At 40.0% G+C, this 18,008-nt stretch carries 12 protein-coding genes; 3 read left to right on the plus strand and 9 right to left on the minus strand.

The window, feature by feature from the left end; translation table 11 throughout:
• Positions 1-8 precede the first annotated feature (8 nt).
• Positions 9-791, minus strand: a complete 783-nt coding sequence (locus tag RCP16_RS17720) for a helix-turn-helix transcriptional regulator (protein WP_137224579.1) — start codon at positions 789-791, stop codon at positions 9-11.
• Between the two features lie 291 nt (positions 792-1,082).
• Between RCP16_RS17720 and pyk the strand changes: the two genes are divergently transcribed.
• Entirely contained in the window at positions 1,083-2,498 is a 1,416-nt protein-coding gene (gene pyk, locus RCP16_RS17725; protein ID WP_069329703.1) for a pyruvate kinase, read from the plus strand.
• A gap of 186 nt (positions 2,499-2,684) precedes the next feature.
• Here pyk and RCP16_RS17730 read toward each other — a convergent pair whose 3' ends face one another.
• Positions 2,685-4,196, minus strand: coding sequence for a methyl-accepting chemotaxis protein (locus RCP16_RS17730; RefSeq protein WP_371748238.1), 1,512 nt, complete (start codon positions 4,194-4,196; stop codon positions 2,685-2,687).
• A 304-nt stretch (positions 4,197-4,500) separates the two neighbouring features.
• Here RCP16_RS17730 and RCP16_RS17735 point away from each other — a divergent pair, with 304 nt between their 5' ends.
• Positions 4,501-4,824, plus strand: coding sequence for an MGMT family protein (locus RCP16_RS17735; RefSeq protein ID WP_273592949.1), 324 nt, complete (start codon positions 4,501-4,503; stop codon positions 4,822-4,824).
• A gap of 19 nt (positions 4,825-4,843) precedes the next feature.
• Here the strand turns inward: RCP16_RS17735 and RCP16_RS17740 are convergent, their stop codons facing one another.
• Entirely contained in the window at positions 4,844-5,632 is a 789-nt protein-coding gene (locus RCP16_RS17740) for an SDR family oxidoreductase (protein ID WP_308640956.1), read from the minus strand.
• Positions 5,633-6,118: 486 nt separating this feature from the next.
• On the opposite strand from RCP16_RS17740, the gene RCP16_RS17745 reads away from it, so the two are divergent.
• Entirely contained in the window at positions 6,119-7,183 is a 1,065-nt protein-coding gene (locus RCP16_RS17745; RefSeq protein WP_308640957.1) for an HD-GYP domain-containing protein, read from the plus strand.
• A 50-nt stretch (positions 7,184-7,233) separates the two neighbouring features.
• Here RCP16_RS17745 and RCP16_RS17750 read toward each other — a convergent pair whose 3' ends face one another.
• From RCP16_RS17750 to RCP16_RS17775, 6 genes are all read right to left on the minus strand, one after another.
• Complete coding sequence (locus RCP16_RS17750; protein ID WP_308640958.1) at positions 7,234-10,686, minus strand: DEAD/DEAH box helicase; 3,453 nt, start codon at positions 10,684-10,686, stop codon at positions 7,234-7,236.
• 136 nt (positions 10,687-10,822) lie between these two features.
• A complete protein-coding gene (locus tag RCP16_RS17755) occupies positions 10,823-11,371 on the minus strand; it encodes an MOSC domain-containing protein (RefSeq protein WP_069329715.1) in 549 nt (182 codons plus the stop codon).
• 125 nt (positions 11,372-11,496) lie between these two features.
• A complete protein-coding gene (locus tag RCP16_RS17760; protein WP_308640959.1) occupies positions 11,497-12,117 on the minus strand; it encodes a VC0807 family protein in 621 nt (206 codons plus the stop codon).
• A 218-nt stretch (positions 12,118-12,335) separates the two neighbouring features.
• Complete coding sequence (gene lacZ, locus RCP16_RS17765) at positions 12,336-15,419, minus strand: beta-galactosidase, LacZ type (protein ID WP_308640960.1); 3,084 nt, start codon at positions 15,417-15,419, stop codon at positions 12,336-12,338.
• Positions 15,420-16,218: 799 nt separating this feature from the next.
• Complete coding sequence (locus RCP16_RS17770) at positions 16,219-17,043, minus strand: carbohydrate ABC transporter permease (protein ID WP_069329717.1); 825 nt, start codon at positions 17,041-17,043, stop codon at positions 16,219-16,221.
• A complete protein-coding gene (locus tag RCP16_RS17775) occupies positions 17,036-17,938 on the minus strand; it encodes a carbohydrate ABC transporter permease (RefSeq protein WP_069329718.1) in 903 nt (300 codons plus the stop codon). Before RCP16_RS17775 ends, RCP16_RS17770 begins: the two co-directional genes overlap by 8 nt.
• Positions 17,939-18,008: the final 70 nt, after the last annotated feature.

The following is an 18,008-nucleotide window of genomic DNA, read 5'->3' on the forward strand; positions in this document are numbered from 1 at the left end:
TATTTTAGTTATAAAATCGGTGGACGATCTTGCATCAATTCAGAAGGAACAGTCCCCATCATGCGCTTGAATACACGATAAAAGTAAGACAAATCACGATAGCCCAAAAATTCAGCAATCTCTGCAATCGTTAATTGAGATTCTGTCAACATATACACCGCACGCTTCATCCGCTGATGATGGACATAGTCACTGATCGTCTGATTGGTAACACTTTTAAACAGATTAGCGGCATAATTCGGTGTTCGCTCAATCACTTCACCTAATTGTTCTTTGGTGATACGATGGTTGTAATTACGCTGAATATAGTGCTTCATCATATCGACTAATTGATGTTTGTCTGCACTGATTAACTTCTGATCGTATTCACGACTGACTTCAATTAATAACTGCATTAACAACGTCTGTGTCATCAATTCGTAATACGGTGTATGCTCTGTCCATTGCAAAATAATCACTTTTAGCTTTTCATGAATAAGATCATAACAGCCTAGTTTGAGTCTTAACGGCTCGGCTTGATGCAAAATCGATAATTCCAAATCTGCTTGTTGCACACGGAAATAAATGACTAATTTAGTGTGCATCATAGTAGGAATACTTTTGCCATAGTATGCAAGATGAGCAGGAATAAGTAGCATTTCTCCTTTTTCAATAATCTGCTTTTGCTCATTCACCCAATATACACATTTTCCATAAGTCACCAGACTAAGGCAATAGATCTGTCCTCTACATGGCTCTTTCTCATACCAATCTACCTTGTCATGCTCCTGTATATCAACAATCTCCAACATGTGCATCTTTTCTCCTTTATCGCAAGTTCAATCCTATAATATGAGCATTTCCGACATCACTTTTTGTATTTTAGCGTACTATAGTCTACTAATTGTACTATAGTTCATAGCATACTGTGTTTATTACAGGTACAATAATTTATGAAAAGTGTTTTATCGCATATAGAATAATCACGAAATTGATTATGATTTTCGTACAATCAAGTTTATTGAAAGAAATATGAATCGATTTGATTGTGCGAAAATCATTCAAGTGTATACTAAATAAAATCGCTTCTAGGAGGATAACCAATGCTTAGAACTAAAATTATCTGTACGATGGGACCTGCTTGTGATTCTGTAGAAATGTTAAAAGAAATGATTAAAGCGGGTATGACGGTAGCTCGTCTGAATATGGCTCATGGTGAATTAGAAGATCATGTGATGCGTATCCAGAATGTACGTCAAGCTGCTTCTGAACTGAATACATTTGTTCCAATTATGATGGATATCAAAGGACCTGAAGTCCGTATCGGTAAATTAAGAGAAGCTTCCTGCGAATTACGTGCAGGCGGGCAATTGATTTTGACAACAGATGAAATTTTGGGCGATGCTGAACGTATCGGTGTAAACTATTCTGAATTAAATGAAGTTGTTAAAGCAGGAGATCGCATTCTTATTGATGATGGTCTGGTGGATCTGAATGTACGTGAAATCAGAGGAAACGATATCTACTGCGATATTATTAGCGGTGGTACACTCAAACCTCGTAAAGGTGTAAACTTACCGGGTATTCACACGACTTTGCCAGGGGTAACAGAACGTGATGTTATGCATATTCACTTCGGATTAGAGCAAAATATCGAAATGATCGCTGCTTCTTTCGTTCGTAAAGGCGACGATATTCGCGAAATTCGTGGAATCTTAGCTGAAAACAATGCAGAACATGTTCAAATCTACTCTAAAATCGAAAACCAAGAAGGTATGACTAACCTGAATGATATTATCGTTGCTTCTGACGGTATTATGGTTGCTCGTGGTGATCTTGGGGTTGAAGTTCCGATTCAAGACGTACCCATGATGCAAAAAGAAATGATCGATAAATGTAACTTAGCAGGTAAACCTGTTATCGTTGCTACACATATGTTGGAATCTATGCAAGTGAACCCGCGTCCAACTCGCTCAGAAGTCAGTGACGTAGCGAATGCAGTATTGCAAGGCGCAGACGTAGTCATGTTGTCTGGTGAATCCGCAGCAGGTAAGTATCCTGTACAATCGGTTCAAACGATGGCAGCTGTTGCACAACGTGCAGAGACGATGATCGACTACTACGAACAATTTTCTAAAAAAAGAGCAGCACACTCTACCAACATCACAGAAGTGATCAGCCAGAGTGCGGTAAGTGCTTCGCTTGAACTAGCGGCTAAAGCGATCATTATTTCAACAGAGAGTGGATTTACCGCTCGTATGATCTCCAAATACCGTCCACAAGCACCTATCTTTGCAGTCACTCAACATGATTCAGTAATGGCTAAAGTATGTCTATTGTCTGGTGTGATCCCGGTTAAAGGCGATGCTGTAAGCACTACTGATGAGATGTTCGAATCTGCTACACGTAATGCCATCAACACAGGTTACATCAACAAAGGCGATGTTATCGTATTGTCTGCTGGTGTGCCAATTGGACAATCTGGTAATACCAACTTGCTCAAAGTACAACAAGTATAATTTCATCCTTTAATATGATTTGAATAAATATCAAAAAGACCTGTATCCGATACTTTGTGAAAAGTGGTCGGTGTACAGGTCTTTTTGTTTTGAGTATCTTTTGAACATCTATAGAAATAAAAAGAGTACTCTTCTGTTAGTTTATGCTATATACATAGACTACCGTAAAACTCTCTTCATCTACACTTAAATTTGTTTCGCAAAATCAACAAGAGACTCTGCCATATGATTAATCTCATCCATCGACGCATTTACCTGTTGAGTTAACGCGGCTTGGGTCTGTGTCATCGTCGTCATATTACCAATATGCTCTAGAATCTGTTCGATCAATTCTTTCATATCGCTTAAGCTGGTTTCGATATTTTCGGTAGCAGAAGCACTATTTACCGCTAACTTACGAACTTCATCGGCGACTACTGCAAATCCCATACCCAATTCGCCAGCACGTGCGGCTTCGATCGCTGCATTGAGTCCTAACAAATTCGTTTGGTTCGCAATTTCACGAATAAAGGTAGAAATGTTTTTGGTTTCGTCTGCACTGTTTTTCGCTTCATTGGCGGCTTCAGTCGATTTCTCTTGAGCCGAAGCTACTTCTTGCGCTTGTTCGGATACGGATGCCATCGCTGTTGTCATTTCGCTGATCGATTGAGACAATTGTTGCATACGGTTATTCATGCCTTCCACAACGATATCTTTATTTTTTTCAAACGTAATATCGCGAATCGTTCCTGCTACACGTACCGGTAATCCTTTGCTATCTCGAATCGTTGCGCCACCTGCATGGTACCAACGGTATTCTCCATTTTTCAACTGTAAACGGTAATCTACATCGAACGGTGTGCGTCCTGTATGATCATTCAAATGGGCTGCAAAAGCATTCAAAGAATACTCTTTATCTTCAGGATGTAGACGATCACTCCAACTACTTAATACGTTAGGGAAATCTTTCTCATCTTGGAAGCCCAGTGTTGAACGAAATTGTGGGGACCACCAGAATGCATTATTGGGATTCACTGGATCGCCTGCTATCACTTCCATATCCCACGGTGCTTCGATCAATGCTTTATTAATCAGATCATAACGAGTAACAAGCGCTTGTAACTCTTGTTCTTTTAACTTTTTGTCATGAATATCGAATAGAGCTCCAGCCACACGTAAAGGCACACCTTGACGATCACGAATCGTTGTACCTGTAGCTTGGAACCAACGGTATTGTCCATTTTTCAATTTCAGACGATATTCGATATCATAAGGAGTACGACCGGAGTGATCTAGTAAATGCGCTGCAAAAGCATCTAGTACAAATTGTTGTTCTTCAGGATGAAGTAGAGATGCCCAGCTATCTAATACATTCGGGAAATCATTTTCGTCACGGTAGCCGATCATATGACGGAATTCATCTGTCCATGTAAATTTGTTACTTGGGTTCACTGGATCACCAGCAACGACATTCATATCCCATAATCCGACTTGAATCGCTTCAGTCACTAGATCCAAACGTAGTGAAATATCTTTTTTCTGATTGTATAGTGTTTCTAACGCTTGATTCATATGGGTAACCAATGCTTGTACTTCAGGTGAAGCGTCAGTTACTTTTAACTGTGGTAATTCTTTTTGCTGATCAATTTGGGTTAGAATTTTTTGGCTTTCTTCAACAAGGGAATGAAGTGAAAGACTTGATTTTTTCGGTGAGAAAATAGACATTTTCCGGTCTCCTTTAGATTACATATATATATAATTTGATGAACAATGATAAATATCAGCAAAAACACGACTTTTTTCTTATATCTTATATTCTTTATTTCGTACCTTTGACTCTCTTATTGTATAAGACTTTATACCCATTATATCTAAAAATCAATCTTTTTATTATAAAAAAAGTGTATTTATTACAATTTTCGACATATTATGTAGACAAAAACGACTTTTGGTGTCTGTATTTAGACCTGAGGAATTTACTTATTTAATAACTATATACAAGAGAATGATATAGGAGGATTATATGCAACCATTTACTGAACGTGTTATTCATATTATTCAAGCTATTCCTTATGGAAAAGTGATGACCTATGGGCAGATTGCGGCAGAAGCAGGAAGTCCACGCGGAGCTAGACAAGTAGTACGCATTTTACATTCGATGAGCGAGAAGCATCATCTTCCGTGGCATAGAGTGGTGAATATTAAAGGAGAGATCGCTATCGCAGACGATGAATCTCGCTTTCTTCAGCAGATGTTACTTGAAGAAGAAGGAATTTCATTTGGTCTCCATCCGATAGTCGATCTCTCCCTGTATCGTTACGAATATAAAGAATCTACGGATATCTGATCCATATTTTATATTCTATTTATATAGCTTTGATGGTTCCTCCATCTACAATTAAGGATTGTCCAGTGACATACGTATTTGCAAAAGAACCATAAAAGACAACCATTCGTGCGAACTCTTCGGGTGTACCCATTCGACCAAGTGGAATCTGTGCATTAGCTTGCGCTTGTAGTTCTTCAACAGATATCTGCTGAGATTGGGCACGTTTGCTATCTAGTTCGATAATACGGTCTGTAGCGATACGTCCGGGTGCGACGGTATTGATTAGAATCCCTTTTGACCCGTATTCTGAAGAAAGTGTCTTGGTCAATGCTTGAATACCGGCACGAAATACATTCGATAAAATCAAGCCGTCGATCGGTTGTTTGACAGAGGAAGAAGCAATATTTACGATTCGTCCACCTGTATTTGCTTGTAGTGCAGGTAAAGCGGCACGGATCAAGCGAATAGTACTCAGCAGATTTTGCTCAAAAGCTTGTTGCCATTGCTCATCTTCCATATCTGCAAATGTTCCTCCAGGAGGTCCTCCTGCATTGGTCACTAATACGTCTAAGCGACCTTTGCGTGTAATCGTCTGTTCAATGGCTTCTTTGATTTGTGTAGCATCATTTACATCCATTTGTACAATATCTACTGTTGCGCCTGTTGCTGAAACGATCTCTTCTTTCGCTTGTTGCAACTGTTCAAGATCACGACTAGCAATCGTCACTTCTGCTCCTTCTCTGGCAAATTCTAGTGCGCTGGCTCTGCCTAATCCTTTACTAGCCGCCGCAACAAATACAGATTTCCCCTGCAATCCTAAATCCATGTGAAAACCTCCTAAAATTGTGTGATTGATTTCCATAATCTCTCTGGTTCATTTTAAAAAATCCCTATATAATTCATGTAGATTCGTGAAAAACTTTTTTAATTGTAATTTGAACTATTTTTTATAATTTCTCACAAATTTGCTTACATAATTTATTAAATAAGTGTGAAGTGTCGATATAATGAGTATACCCATTTTGTGCGGAATCCAATGTGATTTTCTTTTATCATATTTGGTATATTACGTATCACTTATTGAAATTATACTTCCATCGTATAGACACGAACCGAAATAACATAAGAAAACTTACCCATCCGGCTGGTTCGAGGTTTTTTTAACCTTGTTTATTATGATTGTCGAACGATTCAATAAGACGCTCCTATAAACTCTACGCTTAATAAGCTAAGTGGAATTGTTACCTTAAACTATTATAGATGGAAGTGACTACTATTGAGGTTGATACCTGTTACCTCCCTACAGCCGGGAATGCGATTAGCCAAAAAAATACACAATGATGAAGGAGTCGTACTCCTTTCTGTAGATGCTGAATTAACCAACGGAATTATTCGTAAACTACATAATCATGGTCTAGATTATGTCTATATTCAAGATGCTGATACCGATGATATCGTGGTTGAAGATATTATCACTTCGGAGACACGCCGCAAAGCTTTACAAGAAATTCAGGTTGGATTTCGCAGTCTGATTGATCCTCAAGCTCAGAAAAAGAATTATCCTTTAATTGGACGATCGTTCTCAGGAGTGGTCGATTCTATCCTTAATGATATCAGTACCGATCCTGAAGTGATGATCATGTTAATGAATATTCATGTCAAAGATCAATATTTGTATCATCATTCATTAAATGTATGTATTTATACCCTTTTACTTGGCAAAGTTCACGGATACTCCACAGAAGAATTGCATGTTCTCGGTATTGGTTCACTGTTACATGATATTGGCAAAATCAGAATACCTAGCTCTATTTTGTCCAAGCCTGAACGACTCACCGATCTGGAATATGAAGAAATTAAGCTTCATACGGAATACGGATTCAAAATGTTAAAAGACGAACCTGGCATTCCTCTTCTTGCTGCACATTGTGCTTATCAGCATCATGAACGATTGAACGGAAGCGGATATCCGCGCGGAATTACAGAACCGGATATTCATGACTATGCGAAATGGATCGCTATTGCAGACTCTTATGATGCATTGACGACAAGTCGTGTGTATCGCTCTGCTCTACTGCCTCATCAAGCATTGGAAGTCTTATATGCAGGCTATGGAACAATGTATGATAAGTACATGATGGAAATTTTCAAAAGTCGTGTTGCGATCTATCCGATCGGTCTTACGGTGGTTTTGAGCAATGGTCTTAAAGGTGTTGTTGTTCATATTCATAAGTCGATTACTCAGCGTCCTATTATTCGGATTCTTTATAACGAAGCAGGCGAGCGGTTAGCTTCTCCGTATGATCTGGATCTACTGGCTCATCATTCGATTGTGATTGCAGGTGTAGAAGGTCTAAACACGCATATGCATACGTAATGATTGCTTACAACTAAAGTTATACACACTTAACTATAAAAAGAGATTCGTCAGATCATTAAGATCTGGCGAATCTCTTCTTCGGTTAACGCTGTTAAAGCTGGTTGATCATTGCCAGCTTGGATCACTTCGTCGATTAAATGTTTTTTGGTCTGCTGTAATTCATACATCTTATCTTCGACTGTACCTTGCGCGATTAAGCGAATGACCTGCACTGTATTTTGCTGACCCATTCGGTGTGCACGATCGGCGGCTTGTTCTTCTACCGCAGGATTCCACCATAGATCATATAGAATCACTGTATCGGCTCCTGTCAGATTCAGCCCTGTGCCTCCTGCTTTGAGCGAAATCAAAAAGATATCTCGCTCTCCTTCATTGTACCGATTGCAGAGTTCTACACGTTCCGCTACAGGTGTACTTCCGTCCAGATTAAAATAAGGAACTTGAGCTTGCTGAAGCTCCCGACCGATAATCCCCAACATCTCGGTAAACTGAGAAAAGATCAATAATCGCTTACCTGCATCCAGACTTTCTTCCACAATCTCTAACAGCTGTTCCAGCTTGGCTGACCCACCTTGATACTGTTGGATAAATAGCGCCGGATGACAACACAACTGACGTAGACGGGTAAGTCCGGCTAGAATTTTGATTTTATTTTGCGGAACTGCTTTGTCATTTAGATGTTTCAGTGCATCTTGTTGTAGCCTTGCTAGATAGGCGGCATATAGTTTTTTCTGTTCCGGTAAAAGTTCAGACACCAGCATATGCTCCTGCTTATCCGGTAATTCTTTCAGCACATCTTTTTTCAATCGTCGCAATACAAAAGGACGGATGCGCTTCGCAACTACTTCTTTGGAGAGATCAGCAAATGACTTTTTATCGCCTAGCAACTGCGGGAATACCACATGCATAATCGCCCATAATTCGTAGATCGAATTTTCAATCGGTGTGCCTGTTAATGCAAAGCGATACTGAGCTTGAATCTGCTTCACTGCTCGCGCCACTTGCGTAAGATCATTTTTGAATGTCTGCGCTTCATCCAAGATCAACGTGTGAAAAGAAGAATGGTGCGCTTGTTCTAGATCACGACGTAGTAATGGATACGATGTGATAATCACATCAACTACAGGTTGATCACTGGTCTGAGGGTTTAGCGATTGATACCACCGCCGATTCCGTTCCGTTTTGGTACCATCGATCAGACAAATATTCATTTCTGGCGCAAACCGCCGAATCTCATGTTGCCAGTTGTACATCAGCGAAGCCGGAGTGACAATCAATGCAGGCTTGCCACTTTGCCGAATATCCGATAAGACTGAAGCTAGAAAAGTAATACTTTGTAACGTCTTCCCAAGCCCCATATCATCCGCCAGAATACCACCGAATCCATAATGAGCCAGTGTTCTCATCCACTGATAACCATACTGCTGATAATCTCGCAAAATAGGAGCTAAATGCGCTGGCACAGCTTCTTCCCGTAGATCTGGATTACGCATATTTTCCAATAATAATCGCAAAGACTTGCCAAACTGCACACTTTCGTCTTGCGATTCTTGATCCAACCCTGCTAACCCTTGCATCAGTGGCATACGCATCTTCAACTGTCCGGTCTGTTCTTCACTGGACTCAAGGTCGATCAGATACTGATCCATTGGCATCGACTTCGCCATACCCGTTTGCTGAATAAAAGCGATAATTTTGCGAAATTCTTGTTGTTCCAAAGGTAATAGTGAACCATTAGGTAATCGATGGTAGCGTCGTTGTTCTTTTAAGGAGTTCAACACTTCAATAATCTGAGATTCTGCTATCCCATCTAACTCTAGAGTCAGTTCTAGCCAATCATGACGAGGATCGGTATTTACTTTTAATTTGGGTGCAGACAAAGGATTGTATAATTTGGCTTTGACGGCTGATGTAGCATAGACTTCGACCCACTTTTCTAAACGGGGCAACAGATGATAAAGAAACTCATATTCAGCGTCTTCATCGGTCAAAAAGTACCCGCCTTCTGTCTGTACAAAAGAACCTTCATCTAGCAACATCATAATCTCTTCTTCTTGCTTCCCATCTCGTAACAAAATCTGCCCTTCAGGCAATTGCGTTCCTTGCATATCCAGTGGATTGATGGTGACTTGTCCGTATTGGAATTCTAAGCCTGCTAATAAACGATCACGTACACGATCTAGATACAATCGTGCTTGAAGCGGTGTGCGTACAATATATTCGGAGACTGCACGGGTCATATGAACTTGACCTAATGTCATTAACCCGGGAATCACTTGCTCGATAAAAGGTTCTAATTGTTCTTCAGGGATCGTCATTGTCTGGTGTGTTCGATATTGTGGTGAAGCTTGCAATACCGATTGAAGTTCACTCAGACGCTGACACTCGTTTTCAGGCACATGAATAATCTGACTATAAGAGATTACCGTTTCATACCATTCCATGACGATAAGGTGTTCTAGACCTTCTACATGCAGTTCATAACGAGGTGGTGCACTTAACGACTGCGAAGAGTTGATTGAATCTGCTGATAATGGTTCATGACGATCCAGTTCAAATTGAATCGGCAATGCTTCTTCACTGGGTACAACTGCTCCCCACGGCTGACCGGTATGTTCCAATACAGTAGAAGAAGCTTGAGACAATTCTTGCAAGATTTCCTGCCAGTGTGATGCAGGAATTAATAACAGACGAGGATTTTGCCTTGCTACAACACCCTGTGATTCCCAGCTTCCATATTGCTGTTCTTCTTGCATAATATCCAGTAGATGCTGAATAAGACGGTCATCTGTACGGGTAAAGCTATGCAATTCAGGATCATACGTAAATGCTTTGGAAAAATAATAACTTTCCCGGCGCTTCACATATTCCAAAAATTCGATAAACTGTTGCACAATATACAGACGCTTGGGTCCTATTTTCATCTCTATTCCAATACGATATTGTCGATTACCATAAGCAATTGGCTTACAGATCCATTCCACTTGAAGAGTCGTTCGCGTCTCAAAGTAGGCTCGACTGCCACTAGGACGCTGTTTTTTATCGGCAAATAAAGATAACAAATGCTGTGTTAATTGCGCGGCATCCGCATGCTGTTGCTGCATAAGCTGTTCTGCTTCCTGCTGATGGTCTATCTCTTGTTGTAGTTCGATCGATAACCCTTGTGGCTTCACCGCTGACTCTATTAAGATCGGCACAATCCCTTGCTGATGCGCATAATAGATATGGATCAATACAGCCGCTATATGCTGACAATAATGATCGTAAGAGGACAAAGAAGGACAAGTACACTGAGCAAACACTTCCCCTTCTTCATCTATATTTAAAGAAACCTGCTCGGTCAGTTTCGCTCGAATATGTACAATGGCTTGGTACACAGAAGATGATTGATCATACTGAATAAAGGATACTTTACCATTACGGTAATACGATTTCCCTTTAGCAAAAGCAGTTTTTCCACACCATAATTCGATAGTTGGCAAATGAAGTTCGGTACTCACGTTGGCATCCTCCTTGCTGAAAGTAGTACAGGTCTATCGTTGTTATTTCTATAGTATACCGTAAGCGCTTAGTAGTATAAGAGCGCTCCTGTCCAATCAAAAGTCATTTTTACATAGCACAATCAGTTATGTTTTTTTATAAATGAGCAGTAATAATCTGCACAGTATCGCCTTGAGCAATTCTACCTTCTCGTTCTACCGAACAGACAATACCTCTTGCTTTGCGGGCAGCAGGTACAAATTTGGAACGTAACTTGGGAATATCATATACCTCTTCAATCACTTTACCCGGAAAAATACATGGTAGATTCTCCCCTTCACAGATTAGACCTGTACCATCAGGAAAAATTAATCGTGCTCCTGCTGGCAAATGAGTCAACTGATCGAAGCCACGGATCATCAGATTGGCTCCTAACCACTCGGGTTTTATTTCTGGTAATTTCATACGTATCGCAATCTGTTCACAATCTTCATAAGATACAATACTAATCTGTCTACGATTAGCAATCATTGTGCCTTTTTTATATATTTTCTGTCTGGAATCGGCAGGACGTAACAATCCATAATGGCGATCTCCCGGAATACCTGCCAGTTCAACAGCGATCGAAGGTAATTCTCTAGTGATAAAGCTTTTAGGCGTATCTGCTATTAAGACTTGTTGTACTGTGATAATCTGCTCGGTCATAGTCGTTCTCCTTTAAGTAGATCATGTCATGCGATCTTTGTTGTATATACAATGTGAATATCATAGAGGAAATACACCTAAAAAAGAAGCCCTTCAACGATGAAGGACTTCTTTATAGGGATCATTTAAGACATTGATTGTTGTAAATGCTTCATATGAACTGCTGATCTACGGCGATAAAGTATCGTTGTTCCAATCGCTACACCAATAAAGCTATAAGATACGATACTGGATAAGGCAAGCACCTGCGTGACACTGAGTTCGTTGACCATGACTATTTTAGTACAAGCTTCTAGCACCAGAAGAACTCCCCAGATCAACGTTATATTTCGAATGACTTTGCGAAAATAAGCATATTCCCATTTTTGTTCGAAATGAGTGATAGTCGCAAAACGACTAGCGATATAATAAATAAGCGGTTTGCCTGCACATAATGAACCTAGAAAGACGATACCTACCACACCTGTAATCATCGACTCTCGCAAAAGAAGAATCTTCTCACTGCCACCCAACAAGATCATCACAAAGGAAAGAATAAAGGTCATTAACATTAAACCTCCAAACACATCGAGTGTTCGGTGCTTGGCAAAATGAAAGATATTATCTACTAAAGGAATCAAGGTCGCAATCGACAAAGCAGCCAAACCTCCTACATACGGGGAAAGCCACACATATACGCCCCACGGAATTAAACCGTTAATAACAAGTGTGAATATAATATAACTGCGCGATGACATATTAAGCATGATTACCACTCCTCTGATCATATGATGTTGAGTTGTACAGATGATATTCCGGTCTGTTCTACGCTTCATCTCTTCATTAAATCTTAGCATGATTGCCAAAAAATAAACTCTATCGCAAGGTTAGTTTTGACGTATACCTCTAGATAGACAAAAAAGACTTTCCTGATCCAGAACATGTGCGTTCGGATAGGAAAGTCTTGTGATTATACTCTATTCATTTATACCAGTGGATGAATTGTAAATTCAAAGGCTAACGGTTGATCCGCAGGAATCTGATACTCATCTAATACAGGAGCACCCCAGCTATCATCGCCACCTACACCCATTTGCTTACCAGCGACTGTAACTACCGTGTAATACACATTTGGCAATTCATATTGATGGTATGCACTTTCTAATTCAAACGCCGTATACGGTGAAATATTACATTCTACCGGTGCAGTTGATGGCGCTGTAATTCGAATACCTTGTTTGTGTTGATCGGTAATATCTACACGACGTACACCCGTACGGTTACCCGATTCTTGTGGAACAACATAACCGGATACATTATCTGATGCTTGATTCTGGAAACGAGTTAAGCGAGCTCCAAAAGCACGGTCACTGTAATTCTCATCCGGTCCCATAGCATACCAGTCTAATTGATCATAATCTGCCGGTACTTTAAACGATAATGCAAAGATCGGTAGATTCGCAAGTCCTGTAGCACCATTGTATGTGGATTGTACTTTAACACTTCCATCTCCATATACGGTGTATGTTGTCGTTACTTTCAAATCCGCATGAATACTGAATCCATAATGGAAAGTTACCGTCACATGATCGGCTTGCTCATTCACATCAATACCTACGCATTGGCGAGCAAGACTAGCTGCGAACCAGTTGCCTGCATGGAATCCTCTAGCTGTTCCTTTATCGTTATCTGTTGTTGCACGCCAGAACAACGGTGCTGGTGGTGTAGAGATCATTTCACGTTGACCGTAACGTAGAGAAGTTAAGCTACCTGCTCCTTTAGAAAACATCACGCTAAATCCTGTACCGTGTACACCGATATTCACATCACCATGTGCTACTCGTAATGTACCTGTAGGCAAGACGGTTACTTCTTGTGGTTCCACGTGGAAAATATGTTGTCCAAATGCGATTTCATACCCAGCATCTGCCCATAATTCGGCTTCTTTCAATACAAGAGATGCATGAATCACATATTCGCCAGAAGATGTATGCGTATCTGGCAATACCCATTCAATACGTGCTTGGGATTGAGCATCCACTTGAACTGGCATTGTATGGCTGTACACTTCTACACCTTCATGGTGCAAGCTGTAGACAAGGTTATACGCATCTGTACCTACAAATACATTTTCGTTCACAATTGTAATCGCACTTGGATCAGGTAAAAGCTTGATATTTTGGTAAAGGAATTTAACTTCTTGCATTTTAGGTGAAACTTTACGATCTGCGTAGACAATACCATCGGTACAGAAGTTATAGTCTGTTGCACGATCATCATAATCGCCACCAAATGCTAAATACTCTTTACCATAGCGATCTTCTTTCATCACCGCTTGATCGATATAATCCCAGATAAATCCACCTTGATACATTTCGTATTTCTGTTCCAAATCCGTATATTTAGACATACCACCGACCGAGTTACCCATAGCGTGCATATACTCGCAACTGATATACGGCTTTTGTGGATTGTCATTCAAGTATTCTTCAACATCGGCTACTTTAGCATACATCCGGCTTTCCATATCACTGGTTGCATCATAATCACGGTTGTGGAATACACCTTCATAATGAACAAGACGTGTAGGATCTGTTTCACGGAAGTAATTAGATACATTCAAAATGACTTCTCCTGCATAGGCTTCGTTACCACAAGACCAGATCAGAATCGAAGGGTGGTTTTTATCGCGTTCCACCATCGAGATCGCACGATCCATTACGATATCTTGCCACTCTGGCAAATTACCAGGAACATTCCAAGACGGCTCAACAGCACCCATCTTCTGCCATGAACCATGACTTTCTAGATTCATCTCGTCGATCACATACAGACCATACTCATCACATAGCTCATACCAGAGCGTCTGGTTCGGATAATGTGAAGTACGTACAGCATTCATATTATTTTGCTTGATCGTGCGCACATCCCACAACATATCTTCTGCTGTAATCGCACGTCCTGTACGAGCATTGAATTCATGACGGTTTACACCTTTGAATACAATACGCTTACCATTTAAGCACATGACTTTGTTGATCATTTCAAAGCGGCGGAAGCCTGATTTTTGCGGGATCACTTCTACCAAGTTACCTGCCTCATCATAGATAGAAATCAATAACGTATACAGATAAGGATGTTCTGCACTCCATGTATGTACACTATCGATCGTTGTTGTAAGGTTGGCTTTGCCATCTACAAATTGTGCTTCAAGTGAAGTTACATTTGTACCAGTAGCATCTTGTACTTCAATAATCGCTTTCGCTCCAACGGTCTGCTCTAACGTTAATTGTACCGACAACTGACCTTGCGTATAAGCATCATCTAATCCAGCATTCACATGCAGATCACGTACATGTACAGAAGGTACAGTATACAAATACACATCACGGAAAATACCGGAGAAGCGCCAGAAATCCTGATCTTCTAACCAAGAACCAGTACTGCGTTGGTAGACTTCTACTGCTAATTTATTTTCACCTGCTTGCAGGTAAGGTGTAAGATCAAAGTCTGCTGGCGTAAAACTATCTTCGCTATATCCCACAAATTGTCCATTTAACCATACGTAAAATGCAGACTCGACACCTTGAAATGAAATATAAACAGGTGACTTGTCTCCTGAGGAGCGCTCTAGCAAATGTTGAGGTACTGTAAAGTACTTCACATAACTTCCTACAGGATTGGACTGTGTGGAAAGGCTATTTTCAACTGTAGCCGTCTCAGACGTGAATAATGGACGCAGATCTTCGTGACCATCCCACGGGTACATCGTATTTACATATTGCATTTGTCCATACCCTTGTAACTGGATATGACCGGGAACTGTAATATCTCCCCAACCGTCACAAGCAAATTCTGTTTCTTGAAATCCTTGTGGACGAGTACTTGGATTCGTTGCATAGTTGAATTTCCAATTTCCATTTAAAGAAGAGCGAAGCTTCATCTCGCCACGTTTCTGTGCTTCTTCTAACGTTGCATAATATTTATGATCTGAGTACGCTTTCAAGCGATTTACAGCAAATACACTGACATCTGTTAACCAGTCTAAACTAGGCTTTTGTTGGTTCATGTCCATACCCCCGACTTTTCTTTGTTTTAGAGTGACTAGCGCTGCGGGGAAGGGTTATTCTTGCCGTCGCTGGTAAGACTGGGATATCTTGATTGGACCACTGAGTGGTCGATATCCTTGTCTTAAAGGCGACTTTCAGAATAACCATTCCCCTCCGCTAGAGGTAACTGCTACTCCATTTGAATGCGTCTCCGCAGAAAGATTACACCTTACATCATCCTTTAGATTACATTATCATTTTGAAGTACATTGTCGCTTTGGAATTTTGATCTCGTATGCGTTTTGGCTATATGGTTTCTTCATTACATAAATAATGATATTTAGTCTCGCTCTAGCATTGTTATTCACTTTAGCATCGATATCACAATGCCTTTGATCTCAAACTAGTGCATTTCAAGCTACTCCCAAAATCGAATAAGCTTAAAGCACTACTAAATCGGAACCTTAAAATCTTATCAAACCCTAATTCTTAAAATCCCTACGTTCTAAATTCTAAACTCTAGATTTTAAACCAAAATTATAAGTCCTAAATTCTCAAACCTAAAAATTCAAATCTCTTATTCCTACCCTGCCCACCTACTCGAAGTAAAACTAAATCTCTTTTTTGTGGACATGGCAAAGTGGCTGTGATGCGGCAGAGCGGAGTCTAAGGAAATTGTCCTGAACGTCGCCTTTAAAGATAAATGCGACTGCTTGGCAGTCATTTAAAGCATTTATCTTTACCAGCGGCGGCAAGGACAATTCCTTAGACGAAGCGGTCCCCATCAACAACCACAGCCACTCTCCACAACTCGGAGATTTATTTTACCGATCCAACCATTCCTGCTACGAAGTGCTTCTGCATAACGAAGAAGACGATAGCTGTAGGTAATGTAGAGAACACGATAGCGATCATGATCATACCGAAATCTGGTGCATAACTGGATCCCATGTTAGAAATAAGCAACGGAATCGTTTGATTTTCTGGCGATTGTAAAACAACCAAAGGCCATAGGTAGTTATTCCAGCTCGACATAAATGTAATAATTGCTGCTGCTGCATAACTTGTTTTCATTGTTGGCATGTATACACGGAAGAACAATCCCAATTCGGTTAATCCATCCATACGACCTGCTTCAAGCAAGTCTTTCGGGAACATTTTGGTACTTTGACGGAAGAAGAAAATAAGGAATGCTGTAGTAACGGTTGGAATCACAACTGATGCTAATGTATCGATCCCAATCACTGGTACCACATTACTGATTTTACCGAACATACGATATAACGGAACCATCATCGCTGCAAAAGGAATCATCATCGACAAGAGTAAAATGTTAAATACGATATCTTTTGCTTTACTGCGATAGACTTCAAATCCATACCCTGCAAGCGAAGCGATTAACAATGCCAAAATCGTTGTACTGATCGAAATTTTAGCAGAGTTGCCTAATGCGCCTATAATATCTACAGAACTCGTTAATTTTTGGAAGTTTTCGATCAAATGAGAACCGGGAAGCAATCGACCCTGTGTAACGTCTACCGAAAGGTTAGTTGCGCTGACGAGCATCCAGAAAAACGGGAAAATCGAAATAAATGCAGCGATACTCAAGAAAATATAAGTAAAAAACGTTTTGGATTTATTCATTGCGATCACCTGCCACTCTGAACTGGATAAATGCTAATATGATGATCATAATTACGATAGAATACGATACGGTTGCTGCATAACCAAAGTCTGCTGAATATTTGAACGACAGATTGTAGATATATTGCGAAATGGATGTTGTCGCATTACCGGGTCCACCTTTGGTAATATTGACGACTTCATCAAACAGTTGCAATGTACCAATTGTCGATGTGATCGATGTAAACAAAATAATAGGTTTTAGCATAGGAATAGTAATACTGAAAAATTGACGAATAGCGGAAGCACCATCAATACGTGCTGCTTCATAAATAGAGTTATCGATATTTTGTAGTCCAGATAGATAGAAAATCATGTTGTAACCTGTCCAGCGCCATGTAATAGCGAGAATAATCGTTACTTTTGCCCAGAACGGATCAGCAATCCACTCAATCGGAGCACCAATCAAATGCACTTTAAGCAATAACGCATTAACCAAACCATCCGAAGAGAAAAGGTATTTAAATACAACAGAATAAGCAACTAGAGATGTAATACAAGGTAAGAAAATAGCTGTACGGAAAAATCCTTTAAATTTCAAACGAGGATTATTCAATAATACAGAGATGAACAAAGCAAGCACAACCATTAAAGGTACTTGGAAAATCAAATAAATAAATGTGTTTTTTACTGCTGTAAGGAACATATCATCTGTAAACAGACGAGCATAGTTATCAATACCATTGAATGATAGATTCGAGCCTGTTCCCGTTTGGAACGAAAGAATAAGTGCTTGAATCATTGGATAAAAGTAAAATGCACATATCATCAAAACGGCTAATGCAATAAATAACCATCCTGTTAAGCCAGCTTTGAAACGAGGGCCGAACTTGGATTGAGGTTGAGCTGCTTTCATTTCTTTCATCTCCTTTATATCGCTTGTGGTCGTTTTATTTTTTTATTTATGGCTTAGATACGGCAATAAA

Source organism: Paenibacillus nuruki (assembly GCF_963311185.1).
Classification (GTDB): Bacteria; Bacillota; Bacilli; order Paenibacillales; family Paenibacillaceae; genus Saccharibacillus; species Saccharibacillus nuruki.

What these genes read in the sequence shown, in the direction of transcription:
- RCP16_RS17720 (WP_137224579.1), bottom strand. Translation starts at nt 791, where the DNA reads ATGTTGGAGATTGTTGATATACAGGAGCATGACAAGGTAGATTGGTAT.
- pyk (WP_069329703.1), top strand. Translation starts at nt 1,083, where the DNA reads ATGCTTAGAACTAAAATTATCTGTACGATGGGACCTGCTTGTGATTCT.
- RCP16_RS17760 (WP_308640959.1), bottom strand. Translation starts at nt 12,117, where the DNA reads ATGCTTAATATGTCATCGCGCAGTTATATTATATTCACACTTGTTATT.
- RCP16_RS17770 (WP_069329717.1), bottom strand. Translation starts at nt 17,043, where the DNA reads ATGAATAAATCCAAAACGTTTTTTACTTATATTTTCTTGAGTATCGCT.
- RCP16_RS17735 (WP_273592949.1), top strand. Translation starts at nt 4,501, where the DNA reads ATGCAACCATTTACTGAACGTGTTATTCATATTATTCAAGCTATTCCT.
- lacZ (WP_308640960.1), bottom strand. Translation starts at nt 15,419, where the DNA reads ATGAACCAACAAAAGCCTAGTTTAGACTGGTTAACAGATGTCAGTGTA.
- RCP16_RS17745 (WP_308640957.1), top strand. Translation starts at nt 6,119, where the DNA reads ATGCGATTAGCCAAAAAAATACACAATGATGAAGGAGTCGTACTCCTT.
- RCP16_RS17740 (WP_308640956.1), bottom strand. Translation starts at nt 5,632, where the DNA reads ATGGATTTAGGATTGCAGGGGAAATCTGTATTTGTTGCGGCGGCTAGT.
- RCP16_RS17755 (WP_069329715.1), bottom strand. Translation starts at nt 11,371, where the DNA reads ATGACCGAGCAGATTATCACAGTACAACAAGTCTTAATAGCAGATACG.
- RCP16_RS17775 (WP_069329718.1), bottom strand. Translation starts at nt 17,938, where the DNA reads ATGAAAGCAGCTCAACCTCAATCCAAGTTCGGCCCTCGTTTCAAAGCT.